At 67.1% G+C, this 19,836-nt stretch carries 19 protein-coding genes; 9 read left to right on the forward strand and 10 right to left on the reverse strand.

Annotated elements, in window-relative coordinates; genetic code table 11:
* Nucleotides 1-136: 136 nt before the first annotated feature.
* Nucleotides 137-2,029 carry an LTA synthase family protein gene (locus BMX32_RS04840; RefSeq protein ID WP_244511408.1) on the forward strand — a complete coding sequence of 631 codons (1,893 nt, stop codon included), beginning with the start codon at nt 137-139 and terminating at the stop codon, nt 2,027-2,029.
* A 51-nt stretch (nt 2,030-2,080) separates the two neighbouring features.
* On the opposite strand, the gene BMX32_RS04845 is transcribed toward BMX32_RS04840, so the two are convergent.
* From BMX32_RS04845 to BMX32_RS04855, 3 genes are all read right to left on the reverse strand, one after another.
* The gene (locus BMX32_RS04845) at nt 2,081-4,450 is read right to left on the reverse strand and encodes a TonB-dependent receptor plug domain-containing protein (protein ID WP_089975160.1); all 2,370 of its coding nucleotides are present in this window, start codon (nt 4,448-4,450) and stop codon (nt 2,081-2,083) included.
* 382 nt (nt 4,451-4,832) lie between these two features.
* Complete coding sequence (gene groL, locus BMX32_RS04850; protein ID WP_029213270.1) at nt 4,833-6,476, reverse strand: chaperonin GroEL; 1,644 nt, start codon at nt 6,474-6,476, stop codon at nt 4,833-4,835.
* Between the two features lie 60 nt (nt 6,477-6,536).
* Nucleotides 6,537-6,830: a co-chaperone GroES gene (locus BMX32_RS04855; protein ID WP_029213271.1), complete on the reverse strand. Its 294-nt coding sequence runs from the start codon at nt 6,828-6,830 to the stop codon at nt 6,537-6,539.
* 198 nt (nt 6,831-7,028) lie between these two features.
* Here BMX32_RS04855 and cutA point away from each other — a divergent pair, with 198 nt between their 5' ends.
* The 7 genes from cutA (at nt 7,029) to accC (ending at nt 13,248) form a co-directional block, all read left to right on the forward strand.
* Nucleotides 7,029-7,373 (forward strand): divalent-cation tolerance protein CutA, encoded by a 345-nt coding sequence (gene cutA, locus BMX32_RS04860; RefSeq protein ID WP_089975163.1) that lies wholly within the window; start codon nt 7,029-7,031, stop codon nt 7,371-7,373.
* Between the two features lie 50 nt (nt 7,374-7,423).
* Nucleotides 7,424-9,640 (forward strand): protein-disulfide reductase DsbD family protein, encoded by a 2,217-nt coding sequence (locus BMX32_RS04865; protein ID WP_089976953.1) that lies wholly within the window; start codon nt 7,424-7,426, stop codon nt 9,638-9,640.
* Nucleotides 9,637-10,176 (forward strand): TlpA family protein disulfide reductase, encoded by a 540-nt coding sequence (locus BMX32_RS04870; RefSeq protein WP_049808745.1) that lies wholly within the window; start codon nt 9,637-9,639, stop codon nt 10,174-10,176. The genes BMX32_RS04865 and BMX32_RS04870 overlap by 4 nt, the downstream gene beginning before the upstream one ends.
* Before the next feature lie 5 nt (nt 10,177-10,181).
* Nucleotides 10,182-10,748, forward strand: coding sequence for a DUF1415 domain-containing protein (locus BMX32_RS04875; RefSeq protein ID WP_029213958.1), 567 nt, complete (start codon nt 10,182-10,184; stop codon nt 10,746-10,748).
* 160 nt (nt 10,749-10,908) lie between these two features.
* On the forward strand, nt 10,909-11,358 hold the full coding sequence (aroQ, locus tag BMX32_RS04880; protein WP_029213957.1) for a type II 3-dehydroquinate dehydratase: 450 nt from the start codon (nt 10,909-10,911) through the stop codon (nt 11,356-11,358).
* Nucleotides 11,359-11,414: 56 nt separating this feature from the next.
* Entirely contained in the window at nt 11,415-11,873 is a 459-nt protein-coding gene (gene accB / locus BMX32_RS04885; protein WP_029213956.1) for an acetyl-CoA carboxylase biotin carboxyl carrier protein, read from the forward strand.
* Nucleotides 11,874-11,883: 10 nt separating this feature from the next.
* A complete protein-coding gene (gene accC / locus BMX32_RS04890; protein ID WP_089975166.1) occupies nt 11,884-13,248 on the forward strand; it encodes an acetyl-CoA carboxylase biotin carboxylase subunit in 1,365 nt (454 codons plus the stop codon).
* Between the two features lie 129 nt (nt 13,249-13,377).
* On the opposite strand, the gene BMX32_RS04895 is transcribed toward accC, so the two are convergent.
* The 7 genes from BMX32_RS04895 to BMX32_RS04925 all read right to left on the reverse strand — a co-directional run bounded on the left by BMX32_RS04895 (nt 13,378) and on the right by BMX32_RS04925 (nt 18,582).
* On the reverse strand, nt 13,378-13,671 hold the full coding sequence (locus BMX32_RS04895) for an STAS domain-containing protein (RefSeq protein WP_029213954.1): 294 nt from the start codon (nt 13,669-13,671) through the stop codon (nt 13,378-13,380).
* Nucleotides 13,668-14,342, reverse strand: coding sequence for an MlaC/ttg2D family ABC transporter substrate-binding protein (locus BMX32_RS04900; RefSeq protein WP_089975168.1), 675 nt, complete (start codon nt 14,340-14,342; stop codon nt 13,668-13,670). Before BMX32_RS04900 ends, BMX32_RS04895 begins: the two co-directional genes overlap by 4 nt.
* Nucleotides 14,343-14,363: 21 nt before the next feature.
* Nucleotides 14,364-15,236 (reverse strand): outer membrane lipid asymmetry maintenance protein MlaD, encoded by an 873-nt coding sequence (gene mlaD / locus BMX32_RS04905; protein WP_029213952.1) that lies wholly within the window; start codon nt 15,234-15,236, stop codon nt 14,364-14,366.
* Between the two features lie 58 nt (nt 15,237-15,294).
* Nucleotides 15,295-16,062: a lipid asymmetry maintenance ABC transporter permease subunit MlaE gene (gene mlaE, locus BMX32_RS04910; protein ID WP_029213951.1), complete on the reverse strand. Its 768-nt coding sequence runs from the start codon at nt 16,060-16,062 to the stop codon at nt 15,295-15,297.
* Nucleotides 16,059-16,871, reverse strand: coding sequence for an ABC transporter ATP-binding protein (locus BMX32_RS04915; protein WP_089975171.1), 813 nt, complete (start codon nt 16,869-16,871; stop codon nt 16,059-16,061). The genes mlaE and BMX32_RS04915 overlap by 4 nt, the downstream gene beginning before the upstream one ends.
* Entirely contained in the window at nt 16,868-17,485 is a 618-nt protein-coding gene (gene gmk / locus BMX32_RS04920; protein WP_089975173.1) for a guanylate kinase, read from the reverse strand. Before gmk ends, BMX32_RS04915 begins: the two co-directional genes overlap by 4 nt.
* Before the next feature lie 134 nt (nt 17,486-17,619).
* The gene (locus tag BMX32_RS04925; protein WP_211664170.1) at nt 17,620-18,582 is read right to left on the reverse strand and encodes an AraC family transcriptional regulator; all 963 of its coding nucleotides are present in this window, start codon (nt 18,580-18,582) and stop codon (nt 17,620-17,622) included.
* Between the two features lie 78 nt (nt 18,583-18,660).
* Between BMX32_RS04925 and BMX32_RS04930 the strand changes: the two genes are divergently transcribed.
* On the forward strand, nt 18,661-19,647 hold the full coding sequence (locus BMX32_RS04930) for an oxidoreductase (protein WP_089975176.1): 987 nt from the start codon (nt 18,661-18,663) through the stop codon (nt 19,645-19,647).
* Nucleotides 19,648-19,836 lie beyond the last annotated feature (189 nt).

A 19,836-nucleotide genomic window follows, 5' to 3' on the forward strand; every position in this document is an offset into this window, starting at 1 on the left:
GCGGCGCCCGACATCCGCGCGCCCGGCAGTCGGCATGCGCATCTCGTGACGGTGTGAATGACCGCCTGACAACCGGTTCATGTCCGCTGCGTTACAGTTCCATGACCTCGTGAAAGGGGGTCAGTCAGAGGACGTTATGACTTTCGATTCAAAGCGTTGGCGCGACGTGACGAGCCGGGTGGCATTGCCGCTCTGTCTTGCCGTGGCGTTCGTTCTCTACACCGGCTTTCTCGATGGCAATCCCGGCGTGGCGTCGACCGAATGGGCCAGCCGTCCCTGGCACATGATCGTCAACGCGGTGCCCGGTCTTCTCCTCGCGACGTTGCTGCTCGTCCTCACGCGTCGCGCGTGGCTGTCGTTCGGCATCGCTTTCATGGCCCAGGGCGCCGTGCTCGTCGTCAGCGCGATCAAGATGAAGAATCTCGGCGCGCCGCTCTTGCCTGCGGATTTCCGCATGGTCGGCCAGCTCAAGAATGGCGGGCTCCACCTTCTTGGTGGTTACCTGCCGTCCAATCCCCTGCCTTACATCGCCATCCTGGCCGTCATCGCGCTCATCGTCGCGCTGGCGCGCTACGAACCACCCCTCTTCGCCCGCCGCACGCAGGGTCGCCGTCTCGTCACGGGCCTCGCGCTCGCCGGCCTGATCGGTACCCTTCTCGCCGGTGTCCCGGGCTGGGCCACCGTCTACGACAAGGACCGGCTGAGCATGCAGCCGTGGTCGGCAGCCGACAACGCGACGTGGAACGGCACGATCACGACGATCATGCAGTTCCGGCTGGTGAACGAAGGCAAGGGCCAGAAGATCGATCGTGCCGAGGCCACCCGCTTCATCGCGGACAGCGATGACGACCTGCGCCGGCACATGGCGGCCGCGGCGACGAACAACCGACAGACCCCGGATATCGTCGTCGTGCAGAGCGAGTCGTTCTTCGATCCTGCCATCGTCAAGGGTATGGAAGACCGGAACTTCGCGCCGAACCTGCGTCGCCTCGCCGAACACGCGAGCACCGGCCGCCTGCACGTGCCCACGTATGGCGGCGGCACGATCCGGACGGAGTTCGAAGTGCTCACCGGCCTGTCGCTGCGTTACTTCCCCACGATGCAGTTCCCTTATCTGCAGATGCACGCCAATGTCGTGCCTGGGATGGTGCGCACGCTCCGGTCGCATGGGTACGAGACGATCGCGGTGCATGGCAACGATGCGTCGTTCTGGAACCGCAACACCGCGTTCCGCTCACTGGGCTTCGATCGCTTTGTCTCGCAGGCCGACTTTCCGAAGGGCGCCCGCCGCGATGGCGAGTACATGGCGGACAGCGCCATGACCGACGAGATCATGAACCAGCTGAAAGACTCGGGGCCTCCCCGCTTCGTTTTCGCGATCAGCATGGAAGCGCACGGGCCGTACGACAAGTCCGTCAACGTCGACGCGAAGGCGCGCGATGCGATCGACGTGCCCGACGGTCTGACGCCCGATGTCGCGCTCGAGCTGCGCAACTACATCTACCACATGCGCCACGCGGACGAAGAACTCGGCCGACTTGCCGAACTCCTCAAGCACCGCGAGAGGCCCACGCTGCTGCTGTTCTACGGTGACCATCTCCCGGCGCTGACCGCGGCGTACGACAAGCTCGGCTTCGTCAACGGGGAGAGCATGTTCGCGCAGACGGTACCCTACATCCTCATCGACGCGCACCAGGACGGCCCCGCTCCGGAACGCGCCGATCTCGCGTCGTGGATGCTGCCGGGCAAACTGCTAGAGCAGGCCGGCGTGCACGACGACGCCTACTTCGCGCTCACGCAGGTCGTGGCACCGAAGCTCGCCCCCCTGACGCGCGCCCCCGGCACGGAGGCCACGATCGACGATCCGATGCAGAAATACGCCGACGTCTCGATGGGCAACGTGGCGATGCTGCGCATGAAGCGGAAACTCGATCCGCTGGTGGCGCAGTACATGGCCGTGGACGGCAACGCGGTCGCGCGCCAGCCCGGCGCGACGGACGAGGCCGCGGCGTCGGGCGCCGAGCAGTAAGAGTCGTCCGATACGAATCCTGCACGATCCGCGGTGGCGACTCATGGATGCTTACCAGCGGTACGCCACGCGGGTGTAGAGGTAACGACCGCTGTAGCCGAACGGCGAGTAATCCGGGTACGGCCATGTGCCGCCCACCGCACCGTCGCTGCCCGCCTTGTACTTCTGCGGATAAACGTTGGTGAGGTTGTCCACGCCAGCGGTCAACGTCCAGCCGTCGACCGCGTAGCTCGTCGACAGATCCAGCAGCCAGCGCGAGGGAAACGTCTGGTCGTAGCCCGGATTGCTCACCGGATCCTGGTTCTGGCGGAACTGCCCGTAGCGGGTGAGGAAGCCATGGAATCCCCATCGCCCCAGCGTGTAGTCGCCACCGAGGGCGATCTTGTCGCGCGGTGCGCCGTCGGTGATGTAACCCTGCGCGATGTGGCCGACGCGCACGAGTTCGAGACCGTTCTGCGCGAGTTGCGGTGGATTCGGGGCGATCGACAGGATCGACGTATGGTTGCGGTTGTACGCGGCGGTGAACTGGAGCACCCCGGCATCGCCGAGGTCGAGCCGGTAACCGCTGCTGAAATCGACGCCGCGCGTACGGGTCTTCAGCGCGTTCGTGAAATAGCTGCCGCCCTGGATGTTCGTGTAGCCCTGACTCGTCAGATACGCGCGCACGTCGTCGCCGACGAGGTTCTCCGACGGCACGATGCGGTTACCGATCGTGATCTGGTACACGTCGAGCGAGAAGGTCCAGTTGCCCGGGAGGTACGTCGCGCCGAGCGTGTAGTTGTGCGACTTTTCGGCTTTCAGCGGCTCCGCGCCGAGGGCACGCGCCACGGGATCGCTCACCGCGAAATTGCGGATCTGCGTCGGCACGCCGCCGATCACGTTCGTCGATGTGGTCGTATAGAACTGCTGCGCGAGCGACGGCGCGCGGAACCCGGTGCCGGCGGTACCGCGTAGCGCGAACGTGTCGGTGAAGTCGTAGCGCGCCGACACCGTGCCCGAGGTCGTGTTGCCGAAGTCGGTGTAGTCCTCATGGCGCACGGCGACCGAGCCGCTCAGCTTGTCGGTGATCTGGTTTTCGAGGCTGATGTACTCCGCCACGTCGTGCCGCGCGTGATAACCCGCGTCCGCGGGCTGAAAACCGGGAAATCCCTGCGACCCCGTGCCGAAGTACGACGCCGGATCGCCTGCTTCGATGCCGTAGCGCTGGTACAGATACTCCACGCCGAACGCGAGCGTCACCGGGTTCCGCAGCCAGCCGACGGCGATATCCTTCGCGATGTCGACATCGAACGCCTTCTGCGTCGAGATCAGGCGACCGGCGTTGAATCGCGTCGGACTGGTCGCGCCGAGATCGACGTTGAGGGTGTGGATCGGGTCGATGCCGACGTGGTCGCGGCCGTAGTTGCCGCTGACGTCCCAGCGCCAGCCGCTCTCCGTCGTACCCCGCACGCCTGCGACGAGCGCGCTGTCGATCGAACGCACGTCGTTTAGCGGAAGGAATCCTTGCGGATAGATCGACGGGACGTTGCGTGCACTGTTATAGGCGCGGAACAGTGCGGGAGACGTGCCCTCGCGGCTGCTCGTGCTGGCGAACGCATAGAAATCCGCGTGCGGCGCCAGGCTGTACTGGACGTTGAGCAGGGCCTGATGCGTGCGGATGTCCGGCTCGCCGATGCGCTGGGTGCGCTGGCCGTAGACCGGCGACGTCGGATCGCGGAAGTCGCGTCCGCCCCGGTTGGTCGAATCGGCATGGCCCTGCACCACGCTCAATCTCGCCCACCCCTTGTCGCCACCGAGCGGTACGCCGAGGCTCGCCTCCCCCTGCCATTGCTTGCCGTCGCCGGCGCTGTAGCGGCCCGCGGTGACGCTGGCTTCGTTGCTGCCCGCTTTCGCGGCGCCCTTCAGCACGATGTTGATCACGCCCGCGATCGCGTCGGAGCCGTACTGCGCCGATGCACCGTCGCGCAGTACCTCGATGTGGTCCACCGCCGAAATCGGAATCGAGTTGAGGTCGGCCGGCGCGGAACCGCGCCCGAGGGCGCCCTGCAGGTTCAGGAGCGCACTCGTGTGCCAGCGCTTGCCGTTCACCAGCACGAGCGTCTCGTCGGGCGAGAGGCCGCGAAGCGCGGCAGGTCGCACGATGCCCGAGCCGTCGTTACCCGGCGCACGCGGAAAGTTAAGCGACGGCACGAGACGGGAGAGTACCGCGCCGAGCTGCGTGTCGCCGACGGACTGGAGATCCTTCGCCGTCACGATGTCGATCGGCGAGAGCGAGCTTTCCTGGCTGCGATTCACCGATCGCGTGCCGGTGACCACCACGGTGTCGAGCTGCGCGGGTGGCGCTTCCTGCGCGGCGGCGGACGTGCCGAGGCCGGCGGCGACGAGAACGGAAAGAAGACGACGGGCGGGGAGGGGTTGCATGGGGTGCGATCCTTGGAGGTATAGCGATGGATGAACGACGCCGTTCGCGGTACGCACGCGAACGACGCTAGCTCGCCGCGGGGGCGAAGGCTTGGAGAAATGGAGGGTGTCGGCCCCGCTATGGCGGGACGGTGCGCGCGAAGGGCGCTAGCGAATTACGACCGGCAGCCGCAACAACACGCCGCGACCCACAGGGTGGTCGTCGAAGGCGTGCTGGCGATGTGCTGCGGGTTCGAAGTCACGGATGCCTCGTGGCGGTGGTCCGATGAGCCGTCTGGATGGCCAGACGTCGCTCGATGCTGTGCCATGGACGTCGCCGTGTCAACCCAAAAAAAAGCCCCGCTTTCGCGGGGCTTTTCGTGACGCATCGGGAAAGCGGGACTTAGAAGTCCATGCCGCCCATGCCACCCATGCCGCCCGGGGCGCCATGGCCGTGGCCTTCGTCCTTCTTCGGCAGCTCGCTCACGGCCGCTTCGGTCGTGATGATCGAGCCGGCCACCGAGGCGGCGAACTGCAGTGCCGAACGGGTGACCTTGGTCGGATCGAGGATGCCGAACTCGATCATGTCGCCGAACTCGCCGTTGGCGGCGTTGTAACCGAAGTTACCCGAGCCGTCCTTCACCTTGTTCACGATGACCGACGCTTCGTCGCCCGCGTTGGTGACGATGGCGCGCAGCGGGGCTTCCAGCGTGCGACGCGTGATCGCGATGCCGAGGTCCTGGTCCGTGTTCTTGCCCTTCAGGCCTTCGAGCGCCTTCAGTGCGCGGATCAGGGCGACGCCGCCGCCCGGGACCACGCCTTCTTCGACGGCCGCACGCGTGGCGTGCAGGGCGTCTTCGACGCGGGCCTTCTTTTCCTTCATCTCGACTTCCGTCGCGGCGCCGACCTTGATGACGGCAACGCCACCGGCAAGCTTGGCGACACGCTCCTGCAGCTTCTCGCGGTCGTAGTCCGACGAGGTCTCTTCGATCTGCGCCTTGATCTGGCCGATGCGCGACTGGATGCGCTCGGCTTCGCCGGCGCCGTCGATGATCGTGGTGTTTTCCTTGGTGATCACGACGCGCTTGGCACGGCCCAGATCGTTGATCGTGGCCTTGTCGAGCTGCAGGCCGACTTCCTCGGAGATGACGACGCCATTGGTGAGGATGGCGATGTCTTCGAGGATGGCCTTGCGACGATCGCCGAAGCCCGGCGCCTTGACGGCGGCGACCTTGACGATGCCACGGATCGTGTTGACGACGAGCGTCGCCAGGGCTTCGCCCTCGACTTCCTCGGCGACGATCAGCAGCGGCTTGGCGGCCTTCGCGACAGCCTCGAGCACCGGCAGGAGCTCACGGACGTTCGAGATCTTCTTGTCGTGGATGAGGATGAACGGGTCGTCCAGCTCAACCTGCTGCGACTGCTGGTTGTTGATGAAGTACGGCGAGAGGTAGCCGCGATCGAACTGCATGCCCTCGACGACGTCGAGCTCGTTCTCGAGGCCCGAGCCCTCTTCGACCGTGATCACGCCTTCCTTGCCGACCTTGCCCATCGCGGTGGCGATGATGTCGCCGATGTTGGCGTCGGAGTTGGCGGAGATCGTGCCGACCTGCGCGATGGCCTTGTCGTCGGCCGTCGGCTTCGACAGGCTCTTCAGCTCGGCGACGGCGGCGGTGACGGCCTGGTCGATACCGCGCTTGAGGTCCATCGGGTTGATGCCGGCGGCCACGGCCTTGAGGCCTTCCTGGATGAACGCCTGCGCGAGGACGGTTGCGGTCGTGGTGCCGTCACCGGCGACGTCGGACGTCTTCGAGGCGGCTTCCTTCACGATCTGTGCGCCGATGTTCTCGTACTTGTCGGCGAGTTCGATTTCCTTCGCGACCGAGACGCCGTCCTTGGTGACGGTCGGGGCGCCGAAGCTCTTCTCGAGCACGACGTTGCGGCCCTTCGGGCCCAGGGTGACCTTGACGGCGTTCGCGAGGGTGTTGACACCCTTCAGCATGCGAGCGCGCACGTCTTCGCCGAAGCGGACTTCTTTTGCTGCCATGATCGTTGAATCCTTGAATGATTAGGTGGGAGAAAGCGCGGCGGACGGGGCGAGCGGAGCTCAGCCCTCGAGGATCGCCACGATGTCGTCTTCCTTCAGGAAGACCAGCTCTTCGCCGTCGACCTTGATTTCCTGGCCGGCATACTTGCCGAACAGCACAACGTCGCCTTCCTTCACGCCCATCGGGCGGAGCTGGCCGCTGGCGAGCAGCAGACCGGTGCCGGCGGCGATGACCTTGCCGCGGGTGGGCTTTTCGGTCGCGCTATCGGGGATGACGATGCCACCAGCCGAAACACGCTCTTCTTCGAGGCGCTTGACGATGACGCGGTCGTGCAGCGGGCGCAGTTTGCTCATGACTTCTCCAAACATGTGTTTGACGGGTAAGGAATTTGGTCCACCCTGTTAGCACTTGGCCAGGGTGAGTGCCAGAATTTTAGCCAGAAGACTCCCTGGATCGGAAGGCCCCCGGTCTGCTGGACAGATGGCGCCATCGGCGAACCGTTCAAGTGGCCGGGTTCAAAAAAAGGCGTCGGGGCGGCCACAATGCGACCCATGTCCGAACCCATCGCCATCCTCGTCGCCTGCCCGCCGGGCGAACCCGCCGCCTCCCTCGCCCGCGCCCTGGTCGAAGCCGGGCTCGCCGCCTGCGTGAACCACCTGCCGGGCATGCGGTCCACCTACCGCTGGAAGGGCGAGATCGTCACCGACGCCGAAGACCTCCTGGTGGTGAAAACGCTGCGCGAGGCTTTCGCCGCCGTGGAAGCCTTCGTGGTGGCGCACCATCCTTACGACGTGCCCGAGGTCGTCGCGCTTCCGCTCGTCGACGGCCATGCGCCCTACCTGGCCTGGCTCGAAGCAAGCGTGCGTGCAAGCGAATCCGGGGTACCCCGGTCATAATGTCCGACGCCCTTCGCGGTTCGTCGCCGCCCAAGATCCACGGAGTCGCCATGACGTCGTTTGCCCGCCTCGCGCGGAACCTGGTCGCTTTCCTCGGCCTGATCGCCACCCTTCCGGCGTTCGCGCAGGACGACGACCTGCTGCCGGTCACGCAGGCCTTCCACCTGACCAGCGACGCCAGCCAGCCCGGCACGGTGAAGCTGCACTGGACGATCGCGCCCGACTATTACCTCTACCGCGGCCGCATCCGGATCAAGGCGGCGGACCCGGCGGTGAAACTCGGCGAGCCGACGCTGCCGGACGGCCTCAAGAAGCACGACGAGTACCTTGGCGATGTCGAGATCTACCACGGCGACATCCTGGCGACGGTGCCCTACACCCTGACCGACCCCGCGACGAAGACGCTCGCGCTGGACGTCCAGTATCAGGGCTGCCACGAGGTCGAGCCGAAGATCTGCTATCCGCCGAACACCGAGCATCTGAAGCTCGCCATCGGCGGCCCCTCGACGATCCCGGCCGGCACGCCCGCCGCGCCGGCGGCCAGTGCTGCGTCGCTGCTCGGCGCTCCCGCGGCCGTGCCCGGCACGGACGCCGAGCCCCTGCCGGCGGAGCAGGCGTTCCGCTTCGAGGCGCTGGTGAAGGACCACACGAGCCTGCTGCTGCGCTGGTCGATGCCGAAGAATTACTACCTGTATCGCGACAAGACGCAGATCGCGGTGACGTCGCCGTCCGGTGTTTCCGTCGGCGAGCCGGACTGGCCGAGCGGTACCGCCCACCACGACGACAACTTCGGCGACAGCATCGTCTACTACGACCAGGTCGAGGTGCCGGTCGCCCTTGCGGGCGCGGGCAAGACGGGCACGGTCGTCCTCGCCGTCGCCTATCAGGGCTGCCTCGAAAACGGCGTCTGCTACCCCGTCATGAAGCGTCAGGTCACCGTCGACCTCGGCGCGGGCACCGCGTCGATCGGCGGCAACGCGGCGACACCCGCCGCGCCGGCCGAGGTGGCGCCGACGCCGCCACCGCCGGGCCTGAGCCCGGGCGGCGACGCACCGGTCGGTATCTTCGCCGCCATCGGCCTCGCGCTGCTCGGCGGTCTCGTCCTCAACCTCATGCCCTGCGTGCTTCCCGTGCTGTCGCTCAAGGCGATCACCGTGCTGGAAAGCGGCGAGAGCCATGCCGCGGCACGCCGCCACGCGCTCTGGTACACCGCGGGCGTGCTCGTCGCGTTCGCCGCGCTCGGCCTCGTCATCGTCGGCGTGCGCGCCGCGGGGCATGGCCTGCAGTGGGGCGCGCAGTTCCAGCAGCCGCTGGCGATCGGCCTGCTCGTCTACGTGATGCTGGCCGTGGGCCTGTCCATGTCGGGCGTGTTCGAGATCGGCGGATCGCTCGGCAACATCGGCAGCGGACTCGCCTCGCGCTCCGGCCCGTCGGGCGATTTCTTCACGGGCGTGCTCGCGGTCGTCGTCGCCAGCCCGTGCACCGCGCCGTTCATGGGCTCGGCCATCGCGTTCGCCTTCGCCGCCTCGCTGCCCGTGGCGTTCCTCGTCTTCCTCGCACTGGGCCTCGGTCTCGCGCTGCCGTTCCTGCTGATCGGCTTCGTGCCCGCGATCGCGCGGCTGTTGCCGCGGCCGGGTCGCTGGATGGAGACGCTGAAGCAGGCGCTCGCCTTCCCGATGTACCTCACGGCCGTGTGGCTGCTATGGGTGCTGACGAAGCAGCGCGGCGCCGATGCGGCGGCGCTGGTGCTGGGCGGCGGCGTGCTGCTCGCGATGGCGCTGTGGTGGTACGGCCGCCACCGCGGCGGGCGTCCGCTCGCCTGGGTGCTGACGGGTGTGCTCGCCATCGGCGCCGCGGCGGCGCTGTGGACCGTTCATGGCCTTCCGCCCGCCTCGCCGACGGCGACCGCCGCCCGGGACGGCTCGGTGCCCTACTCGCCCGAGAAGCTCGCGGAACTGCGTGCCGCGGGCACGCCGGTGCTGGTCGACATGACCGCCGACTGGTGCATCACCTGCAAGGCCAACGAAAAGGCCGTGCTCGACACCGACGCGTTCAAGGCGCTGCTCGAGCGCACGGGCACCGTCTACATGAAGGGCGACTGGACCGACGTCAACGCGACGATCGCCGCGTTCCTCGAGCAGTACCACTCCGTCGGCGTTCCGCTCTACGTCGTCTATCCGAAGAACGGCGGCGACGGCCGCAAGCTGTCGACGGTGCTGACGTACGACACCGTCGCGCAGGCGCTCGAGGCCGCCGCGCGCCCATGATGCGCGGACCGACGTCCTGGATCGTCGCCCTCGCCCTCGTGGCGGCGGCGACGGGCCTTTACCTGGAACATCGGCGGATGAACCCGCCACCGCCCGCCGGCGTCACGGTGGCCGATGTCGGCGATCTTCCGCCGGAGGCCACGTTCGTCAGCGTGGAAGGCAAGCCGCACCAGCTCTCCGACTGGCGCGGCAAGCGCCTGCTCATCAACTTCTGGGCCACCTGGTGCGCGCCCTGCCAGCGCGAGATGCCGCTGCTCAGCGACAACGCGGCCCGCTATCGCGACCGCAACGTCGCCATCCTCGGCGTCGCCGAGGACACGGCGAACGCGGTGCGCACGTATCTCGCCAACCGGCCGGTGAATTATCCCGTGGTGCTGGCCGACAACGACGCGCCCGGTGGCTCGCTGTCGTTCGGCAACATGCGGCGCGTGCTGCCGTACAGCGTCCTGATCGGGGAAGACGGGCGTATCCTGCGCCGCAAGCTCGGCAGTTTCAGCCAGGCCGAACTCGACGAATGGCTGGCTCCCGCACGATGACCGACATGGATTCCATCCCACCCTCGCCCGACGACGCGATCGACGCCACGCGCGAGTGGCTGGAGCGCGCCGTGATCGGCCTGAACCTCTGCCCGTTCGCCAAGGCCGTGCAGCGCAAGGGGCAGGTGCGCTACGTGGTGAGCCAGGCCACCCAGCCGCTGCAGCTGCACGAGGACCTCGTGCGCGAGCTGGAGCACCTGCGCGACACGGATCCGGAAACGACCGATACCACGCTGCTGATCCACCCCTACGTGCTCGGCGACTTCCTGGACTTCAACGAGTTCCTCGAAGTGGCCGACGATACGGTCGCCGATCTGGCACTGGACGGCGAGATCCAGGTCGCCAGCTTCCACCCGGCCTTTCAGTTCGAAGGCACGGCGAGCGACGACATCACCAACTACACCAACCGCTCGCCCTTCCCCACCCTGCACCTGCTCCGCGAGGCGAGCATCGACCGGGCGGTGGCCGCCTTTCCCGACGCGGCGGCGATCTTCGAGTCGAACATGGAAACGCTGGACAGGCTGGGGCACGAAGGGTGGAAGGCGTTGTTCGACGGTCCTGCGAACCCCTGAGGCGGGAGCCAGCCCGAAGGAGGCGCGACCATACGGTGGCGTGTGGAAAGTCGCGATCTCCAGCGAACTGCGTCGAACTTCACCGAACTGGACAAGCCTTGGGGTTAGGCGCACACTTCGCGGCGTTCCGGAGCTCCGGACCCCACGGTACAGGTGAACAGTGGCCAGGATCCTTGTCCTGCACGGACCCAACCTCAATCTTCTCGGTGTTCGCGAGCCCTCGGTCTACGGCCATGAGACCCTCGCCGACATCAATACCTCGCTCCAGTCCCGGGCGGTGGCCGCGGGCCACGACCTCGGCTGGTTCCAGTCGAACGCCGAGCACGAGCTGATCGGCCGGATTCATCAGGCGCGCGACGAAGGCACCGCCTGGATCCTGATCAACCCCGCCGCGTTCACGCATACCTCGATCGCGCTGCGCGACGCGCTGGCCGGTGTGGCGATTCCCTTCATCGAGATCCACCTGTCGAACCCGCACGCACGCGAGCCGTTCCGCCATCACTCGTACGTGTCCGACATCGCAAGCGGCGTGATCTGCGGCTTTGGCGGCGACAGCTACCGTCTGGCGCTGGAAGCCGCCCTGCTTCGCCTGGCCGTGCCGGCCGCCTGATTCCCCTTCGCGGGTGCGCGATGCGCGCCTGCTCCACCACCAAGAAGGTTTGTCCCATGGACCTGCGCAAGATCAAGAAGCTCATCGACCTGCTCGAGGAATCGAACCTCGCCGAGCTGGAAATCAAGGAAGGCGAAGAGGTGGTCCGTCTGTCGCGCGTGCCGAAGGGCACCGTGGCGCCGCAGATGATCGCCGCTCCCGCACCTGCCGCCGTGGCCCCCGCCGCTGCCGCACCCGCCGCCGCGCCGGCCGCGCCGGTCGTGGAGACCGGCCTTCCGGCGGGTCACGTGGTCAAGGCGCCGATGGTCGGCACCTTCTACGCGGCATCGACCCCGGGCGCTCCGGCGTTCGCCGCGGTCGGCCAGCAGGTGAAGGCCGGCGAGACGCTGGGCATCATCGAAGCGATGAAGATGTTCAACCAGATCGAGGCCGACGTGGCCGGTACCGTCGTCGCCGTGCTCGTCGAAAACGGCCAGCCGGTGGAATTCGACGAACCGATGTTCGTCATCGCCTGAGGCCAGCCGCATGCTCGAGAAGGTCGTCATTGCCAACCGCGGCGAAATCGCGCTGCGGGTGCTGCGCGCGTGCCACGCGCTCGGCATCAAGACGGTCGCGGTGCATTCCACCGTCGATCGCAACCTGAAGCACGTCGGCCTCGCCGACGAATCGGTATGCATCGGCCCGGGTCCCTCGGCCGACAGCTACCTCAACATTCCGGCCATCATCGCCGCGGCGGAAATCACCGACGCCGGCGCGATCCATCCGGGATACGGCTTCCTCTCGGAGAACGCCAACTTCGCCGAGCAGGTCGAGAAGTCCGGCTTCGTCTTCATCGGCCCCACGGCCGACGTCATCCGGCTGATGGGTGACAAGGTCGAAGCGATCCGCGCGATGAAGGCGGCCGGCGTGCCCTGCGTGCCGGGCTCCGGCGGTCCGCTCGGCGACGACGTCGACGAGAACATCCGCATCGCCCGCGAGATCGGCTACCCCGTGATCATCAAGGCGGCGGGAGGCGGCGGCGGTCGCGGCATGCGCGTCGTGCGCACCGAAGCCCACCTCGCCAATTCCATCGTCATGACGAAGCAGGAAGCCAAGGCGGCTTTCAGCAACGATCAGGTCTACATGGAGAAGTTCCTGGAAAATCCGCGTCACGTGGAGATCCAGGTGCTCGCCGACGGCCAGGGCAACGCCATCCACCTCGGCGAACGCGACTGCTCCATGCAGCGTCGCCACCAAAAGGTGGTGGAAGAAGCGCCGGCACCGGGCATCACGCCCGAACTGCGCGCCGAGATCGGCAAGGTGTGCGTCGACGCCTGCATCCGCATCGGCTACCGCGGCGCGGGCACGTTCGAGTTCCTTTTCGAGAACGGCCGCTTCTACTTCATCGAGATGAACACCCGCATCCAGGTGGAGCATCCGGTGACGGAGCTGGTGACGGGCGTCGATCTCGTGCGCGAACAGCTGCTGATCGCCTGCGGGCAGAAGCTGTCGATCCGTCAGGAAGACATCGTGCTGACGGGCCATGCCATCGAGTGCCGCGTGAACGCCGAAGACCCCGACACCTTCATGCCGAGCCCCGGCACGGTGAAGCGTTTCGAGGCACCGGGTGGCCCGGGCGTGCGCGTGGACACGCACCTGTACGACGGCTACCGCATTCCGCCGAACTACGACTCGATGATCGGCAAGATCATCGTGCACGGCCCCGACCGTGCCACGGCCATCGCGCGCATGCGCATGGCACTCGCCGAGACGGTGATCGAAGGCGTGAAGTGCAACATTCCGCTACAGCAGCGGATCATGGCCGACGTGGGCTTCCAGCAGGGTGGACAGAACATCCACTACCTGGAAAAACGCATGGCTGAGCAGAAAGAAACACCGCCGTCGGTGTAAAAAAAATCCCGCCGAAAGGCGGGATTTTTTTATGCCGCATCCTGGTCGCTCTGGTGGGAGCCAGCCTGCTGGCGATGGGAGCTCGCGGCAAGCATCCTTCGCCAGCAGGCTGGCTCCCACCAAATGAAGTCAGAGAAACGAATCGACACCCGACACGCGCGCGAGCGCGTGCATGCCGGCGGGCAGGTTCGTCACCGACAGCGACCGGCCCTGCGTGCGGCTGTGCGCCAGCAGCGCGATCACCGTGGCGAGGCCAGCGCTGTCCGCCTGCGTCAGGCCGGCAAGATCCAGGCGTGCCTGACGGCCGCGATCGAGTTCGGCACGGGCTGCCGACAGGACGTCGGCAGCCGTGGCGAACGTCAGCGCGCCGGACACCGCGAGGGTGTCCGGGCCGGCGCTGGCGAGCTGGAACGGCGAGGTCACTGCTTCGCGCCGCCGCCGGCCTGCTTCAGCTCGTCGATCGCCGCGGAGCCCTTCTGCTCGAGGTCGGCCGTGAGCTTGTCGAGACCTTCCTTCTTGATCTCGGCATCGACCTGGTTGCGGTAATTGGTGATGTACGAAATGCCTTCGATGATCACGTCGTACGCCTTCCAGTCGCCGCTCGCCGACTGGCGGAACGCGTAATCGACCGACACCGACTTGCCGTCGTCGAGCATGACCTGCGTGCGCACGACCGTGCGCTTCTTGTTGAGGTCGCCGGTGAACGGCAGCACCTTGACGCGGCCGCGGGTGTAGTTGAGAAGCCCTTCGGCGTAACGATGGGTAATCGAGTTGTAGAAGGCTTTCGCGAACCGCTCGCGCTGCTGCGGCGTCGCCTTCGCGGCGTTCTGACCGAGCACGAGGATCGACGCGTAGTCGATGTCGAAGTGCGGCAGGAACGTGTCGTCGATGACGGCGATCAGTTTTTCCTTGTCGCTCTTCAGTTCGGCCTGATGACCTTCGATGGCCCTGGCGAGGTCGTCCGAGATCTGCTGCACGACCTGCTGGGGCTGCTGCCCCTGCGTGGCGGCCGGAGCCGAGGCCTGTGCGAAAACGGGAGCGGCCGCGACCGTGGTCATGGCGAGGGCGATAGCGAGTGAAAGCTGGCGCAACATGCGGGTGTCTCCTGACCGGGCTTACTTCTTGCCGGCGTTGTCGGGTTGGGCAGCGCCCTGGGCGCCGGACTTGTTATCGCTCGGCGATCCATTCACGAGGAATTTGCCGATCAGGTCTTCCAGCTGGAGCGCGGACTGCGTGAGCACGAAGCTGTCGCCTTCCGCCAGGAACTCCGGGGACCCGCCGGGCTGGATCGCAACATACTGACTGCCGATCAAACCGCTTGTGAACACGGCCGCCGACGAGTCATCCGGAATCTGGGAGTAGCGCTTGTCGATCGCAAGGGTCACCGTGGCCTGAACCGCGCCGGGCTTGACCACGACGGACTCGACGCTGCCGATCGGAACGCCCGCCATCTTCACCGCCGCACCCGGCTGCAGGCCGCCGATGTTCGTGAAGTCGCCGCTGACGTGGTAAGTGCCGCCCAGGCGGTCGGGGGCACTGCCGCCGCCGAAGAACTTGCCGATCATTTCCTCGAGCTGCTGCGCCGGACGGGTCAGGCCGATCTCGCCGCCTTCCTTCACCGGCGTCTTCGACTGGCCGAACTGGATGCCCACGTACTGGTCGCCCAGCAGGCCGCTGGTGTAGATCGTGGCCACCGAGTCCTCGGGGATGTCCTTGTGGCCGTCGTCGATGGCGAGGGTGACCTTCGCCTCCTCCTTGCCCGGGACGAGGTCGATGGCCTGCACCGAACCGACGCGGACGCCGGCGATCTTCACCGGCGCGCGGACCTTCAGCTGGCCGACGTTGGCGAAGCGGGTGTCCACGCTGTACGTGGAGCCGCTGTGCGAGTTGGCCACGGACGTGGTCTGCGTGGCGAGGTAGGCCAGCGCGGCGAAACCGAGCACGATGAACAGGCCGGTGCCGACGGCATAGGAACGTCTCTGGGTCACGGCACGATCCTCGGAAGCGTGATGGGGAAAAGGATGGTCATGGCGGGTCTCCGGCGCCTCAGATCAGGAACGAGGTGAGGACGAAGTCCAGCGCCAGGATGGCGATGGACGAGGCAACCACCGTGCGCGTCGTCGCGTACGCGACGCCTTCGCTGGTGGGCGGGGTGGTATAGCCCTGGAACACGGCGATCAGCGACACCACGATGCCGAAGGCGATGGACTTGAGCAGAACGCCATCGATGATGTCCTTGTGGACGTCGACCGACGCGGTCATGTTGGACCAGAACGTGCCGTTGTCGATGCCGAGCCACGTCACGCCGACGAGGTGTCCGCCGAACACGCCCATGGCACAGAACACGATGCCGAGCAGCGGCAGCGCGATCACGCCCGCGAGGAAGCGCGGCGCGACGACGTAGGCGATGGGATCGACCGCCATCATCTCCATGGCGTCGAGCTGGTCGGTGGCGCGCATCAGGCCGATCTCGGCCGTGATCGACGTGCCCGCGCGGCCCGCGAAGAGCAGCGCGGTGACGACCGGGCCGAGCTCGCGGTAGATGGCGATGGCCACGACCGTACCCGTGGCGGACGTGCCGCCGAAGATCGAGAGCACGTCGTAAAGCTGCAGGCCGAGCACCATGCCCACGAACAGGCCGCAGGTCATCACGATGGTCAGGCTCATCGCGCCGACGAACCAGATCTGGCGGACGGTCTCGCGGCCGTGCCGGAAGCTGCGCGGAATGGCCGCGAGGATCGTCAGCAGGAACAGCCCGCTCGCGCCGATCTGCGCGAGGCTGCGAACGACGACGTTGTCGTCCCTGGTGGTCATGCCTTGCCTCCCGGAAAACCGAGCTCGCTGGCGTAGTCGCCGGCGGGATACTGGAACGGCACCGGGCCATCGGCCTCGCCGCCGAAGAACTGCGCCGTCCACGCCGAGCCGTCGGTCGCCAGCGTGGCGGGCGCGCCCTGCGCCACGACCTTGCCGTTGGCGATGAGGTACACGTGGTCGGCCACCTTCTGCACCGCGGCCAGTTCGTGCGCCACCAGCACGCTGGTGATCCCGAGCGTCTCGTTGAGCGTGCGGATGAGCAGCAGCACCTGGTTGAGCGCGATCGGATCGAGGCCGACGAAGGGTTCGTCGTAGAGGATCAGCGCAGGATCGAACACGATCGCTCGCGCCAGCGCCACGCGACGCGCCATGCCACCGGAAAGCTCGGTGGGCATCAGGCGAGCCGCGCCGCGCAGGCCCACGGCCTGCAGCTTGGTGAGCACGATGTTGCGGATCAGTTCTTCGGGCAGCCGGGTGTGCTGGCGCAGCGGGAAGGCGACGTTCTCGAAGACGTCGAAGTCCGTCAGCAGCGCCGAATTCTGGAACAGGTAACCGATACGCTCGCGCAGTTCGAACAGCCGCTCGCGCGACAGCGTCGGCACGTTCTCGCCGTCGAGCTCGACCGTGCCCGCATCCCCGCGCATCTGCCCGGTGATGTGCTTCAGCAGCGTCGTCTTGCCCGTGCCGCTGGGGCCCATGATGGCCGTGACCTTGCCACGCGGGATATCGAGGTCGAGGTTGTCGAAAATGGTCTTGCCGTTGAGGACCGTGGTCAGTCCGCGCACGCGGACGATGGCGTCGTCGGTCATGGTGCGAGAAGCTCCTCGATCAGCGATTCGTGGCGGTGGACCGACCACGGCGTGCGCAGGCGCACGGCCCGGACGATCGCCTGGAGGTCGCCCAGGGCGTCCTCGAAGCGGTCGTTGACGATGATGTAGTCGAACTCGTGCGCGTGGGCGATCTCTTCGCGCGAGTTGAACAGGCGGCGCTCGATGACGTCGGGGGCGTCCGAGCCGCGGCCACGAAGGCGGCGCTCCAGCTCGACACGGGACGGCGGCAGGATGAACACGCTGACGCAGTCCGGCTTGCCCTTGCGCACCTGACGGGCGCCCTGCCAGTCGATCTCGAGGAGGACGTCGTGACCCTGGGCCAGTTTTTCTTCGACGACCGTGCGCGACGTGCCGTAGAAGTTGCCGTGGACCTCGGCGTGCTCGAGGAAGATGCCGTCGGCGATCTCGCGCTCGAAATCGGGGCGCTCGACAAAGAAATAGTGGCGCCCGTACTGCTCGCCCACCCGCGGCGGACGCGTGGTGTGGGAGATCGACAGGGAGATGGCCGGTTCGCATTCGAGCAGCGCGTTGACCAACGTGGATTTGCCCGCACCGGAGGGCGCGGCCACCACGAACAGGGTGCCTTCGGTCATCCGCGGGGTTCTCGTTGGGGGTTCATGGCTCGCTCCCGGTGGCACCGGCGCACCGAACGGGTCGGTATCGGCACGCATCCTGTTTGTGCAAATCGGGATTGTACCGGGTTTCGGTTATCGGCCACCTTTCGTTCCTACGAGGCGAGGTCCGCGTCGAGCGGTGCGGCTTCCCCGGGATGCTCGTAGCGGCGGGGCGAGACCCCGACGATGCGCTTGAACGCGTGGCTGAACGCGCTCTCCGACGCATAGCCCAGTTCGTCGGCGAGGGTCGCCACCGCGACGTCGCCCCGGCGCAGCGCGTGCATCGCCAGGCGCATCCGCCACTGGCCGAGATAGGTCAGCGGAGCGACCCCCGCGGCCTCGCGGAAGCGCGATGCGAACACGGTTCGCGACATGGCCGCCGCATGGGCGAGCTGCTCCAGCCGCCACGGCGTGCCGGGCGCGTCGTGCATCAGGCGAAGCGCCGGCGCCAGTCGCGGATCGGCCGCGAGCCGCAGCCAGCCGGACCGGATCGGCGCGCCCGAGGCGAGGTGGGCGCGCAGGACATGGATGAAGAGCAGGTGCGCCAGCTGCGACGAGGCCAGCCCGGCACCGGGCAGGCCATCGGTGCTCTCCTCGACCATGCGGTCGATGATCCAGCCCATTCGCCGTGCCTCGGCCGTCCCACCGCGAACATGGATCAGCGGCGGCAGGGCATCCGCGAGCATCGGCGCATGGGCGCGGTCGAAGCGCACGTGACCGCCGATCGAGAGCACGTCGTCGCCCTGCCCGGCCGCGACGATGGGCGTGGTGCGACCCGCGAAGATCGCGTGGGCGTCGACCGACGTCAGCGCGAGGTCGCTGGCCATGGTGAAGGCTTCGGGCACGGTCAACAGCAGGACGTCGCCCGGCCCGACCCGGATCGCGTCGCCGGCGTCGCCCAGCCGGAGCCAGAAGGCGCCGCGCACGCACGCGAAGAACTTCAGCTTGTCCGGCGCCGGAAACCGGATCGCCCAGTCGCCGCCGGCGGTGAATCCGCCGGAGACGACCGATTCGATACTGGCGAGCCGGAGAATCCCGGAAATGGAGTCGTTGGTCATATCCGGACGATTGGGCATGCAAGACGAACTTTCAAGCATTCATCGTTCGGAAAACCGCGACTACGCTGATCTGCCCCGCCCCCGAGGATGTTCCCCATGCGCACCCCGCAGACACCGATCCATTCCGGCTTCACCGAAGCATCCACCGCCGCCGACGTGCTGGCCGGCATCGACCTTTCAGGCAAGACCGCCATCGTCACCGGCGGCTATTCCGGCATCGGCGTCGAGACCACCCGGGCGCTCCGCGCCGCGGGCGCGCGCGTCGTGGTCCCGGCGCGCGACCTCGCGAAGGCCGCCCGCACGCTTGCGGGCATCGATGCGGACATCCGCCCGATGGATCTCGCCGATCCCGGCACCATCGACGCGTTCGCGGAAGGCTTCCTGGCCGACGACACCGCGCTGCACATCCTGATCGACAGTGCCGGCATCATGGCCTGCCCCCTGACGCGCGACGCCCGCGGCTACGAGATGCAGTTCGCCACGAATCATCTCGGCCATTTCCAGCTGGCCGCCCGGCTGTGGCCCGCCCTGCGTCGCGCGAACGGCGCGCGCGTGGTTTCCGTGTCGTCCCGCGGACACCGTTTCGCGGGCGTCGATTTCGACGACCCGCATTTCGACCGACGCGACTACGATCCCTGGGTCGCCTACGGCCAGTCGAAGACCGCCAATGCCCTGTTCGCCATCGGCCTCGACCGGCGCGGCAGCGAGCACGGCGTCCGCGCATTCGCCGTGCACCCGGGCGCGATCGTGACCGATCTCGCTCGCCACATGAGTCAGGACGACCTGCGCGCCCGCGGCGCCATCGACGACGAGGGACGCCCGGTGGTGGATCTGTCGAAGGGCCTGAAGAGCGTGGCGCAGGGCGCATCGACGAGCGTGTGGACGGCGACCAGTCCGCGACTCGATGGCATGGGCGGCGTCTACTGCGAAGACAACGACATCTCTCCGCTGCTTGTCGACGCCGACGCGACGATCGGAAGCCTCAGCGAGGACGTCGGCGTGCGCCCATGGGCCGTCGACACGGACGCCGCCGAGCGGCTGTGGACGCTCAGCGAAGCACAGACCGGCGCGACGTTCGCATAGATTCAGGTGAAAGCATCATCACCCGGAAACGACGGCTTAATATCGATGGGAGCAACGTTGTCATCGCTTCGTTACGCAGGATGCGGCGAAGCGAGGCCCGGCCCATCGATATACGCTCGCGCCGGTTTTCCCCGGTCGACGCGAGGACGCGAGCACCGGCTCGCCCCACCAGCTCCTGCGCACACCTTC

The sequence above is a fragment of the Luteibacter sp. UNCMF331Sha3.1 genome (assembly GCF_900109915.1).
Lineage (GTDB): Bacteria > Pseudomonadota > Gammaproteobacteria > Xanthomonadales > Rhodanobacteraceae > Luteibacter.

Excerpts from the sequence above, each read along its gene's own strand:
- BMX32_RS04840 (WP_244511408.1), top strand. The coding sequence starts at position 137 with ATGACTTTCGATTCAAAGCGTTGGCGCGACGTGACGAGCCGGGTGGCA.
- BMX32_RS04845 (WP_089975160.1), bottom strand. The coding sequence starts at position 4,450 with ATGCAACCCCTCCCCGCCCGTCGTCTTCTTTCCGTTCTCGTCGCCGCC.
- groL (WP_029213270.1), bottom strand. The coding sequence starts at position 6,476 with ATGGCAGCAAAAGAAGTCCGCTTCGGCGAAGACGTGCGCGCTCGCATG.
- BMX32_RS04855 (WP_029213271.1), bottom strand. The coding sequence starts at position 6,830 with ATGAGCAAACTGCGCCCGCTGCACGACCGCGTCATCGTCAAGCGCCTC.
- cutA (WP_089975163.1), top strand. The coding sequence starts at position 7,029 with ATGTCCGAACCCATCGCCATCCTCGTCGCCTGCCCGCCGGGCGAACCC.
- BMX32_RS04865 (WP_089976953.1), top strand. The coding sequence starts at position 7,424 with ATGACGTCGTTTGCCCGCCTCGCGCGGAACCTGGTCGCTTTCCTCGGC.
- BMX32_RS04870 (WP_049808745.1), top strand. The coding sequence starts at position 9,637 with ATGATGCGCGGACCGACGTCCTGGATCGTCGCCCTCGCCCTCGTGGCG.
- BMX32_RS04875 (WP_029213958.1), top strand. The coding sequence starts at position 10,182 with ATGGATTCCATCCCACCCTCGCCCGACGACGCGATCGACGCCACGCGC.
- accB (WP_029213956.1), top strand. The coding sequence starts at position 11,415 with ATGGACCTGCGCAAGATCAAGAAGCTCATCGACCTGCTCGAGGAATCG.
- accC (WP_089975166.1), top strand. The coding sequence starts at position 11,884 with ATGCTCGAGAAGGTCGTCATTGCCAACCGCGGCGAAATCGCGCTGCGG.
- BMX32_RS04900 (WP_089975168.1), bottom strand. The coding sequence starts at position 14,342 with ATGTTGCGCCAGCTTTCACTCGCTATCGCCCTCGCCATGACCACGGTC.
- mlaE (WP_029213951.1), bottom strand. The coding sequence starts at position 16,062 with ATGACCACCAGGGACGACAACGTCGTCGTTCGCAGCCTCGCGCAGATC.
- BMX32_RS04915 (WP_089975171.1), bottom strand. The coding sequence starts at position 16,871 with ATGACCGACGACGCCATCGTCCGCGTGCGCGGACTGACCACGGTCCTC.
- gmk (WP_089975173.1), bottom strand. The coding sequence starts at position 17,485 with ATGACCGAAGGCACCCTGTTCGTGGTGGCCGCGCCCTCCGGTGCGGGC.
- BMX32_RS04925 (WP_211664170.1), bottom strand. The coding sequence starts at position 18,582 with ATGCCCAATCGTCCGGATATGACCAACGACTCCATTTCCGGGATTCTC.
- BMX32_RS04930 (WP_089975176.1), top strand. The coding sequence starts at position 18,661 with ATGCGCACCCCGCAGACACCGATCCATTCCGGCTTCACCGAAGCATCC.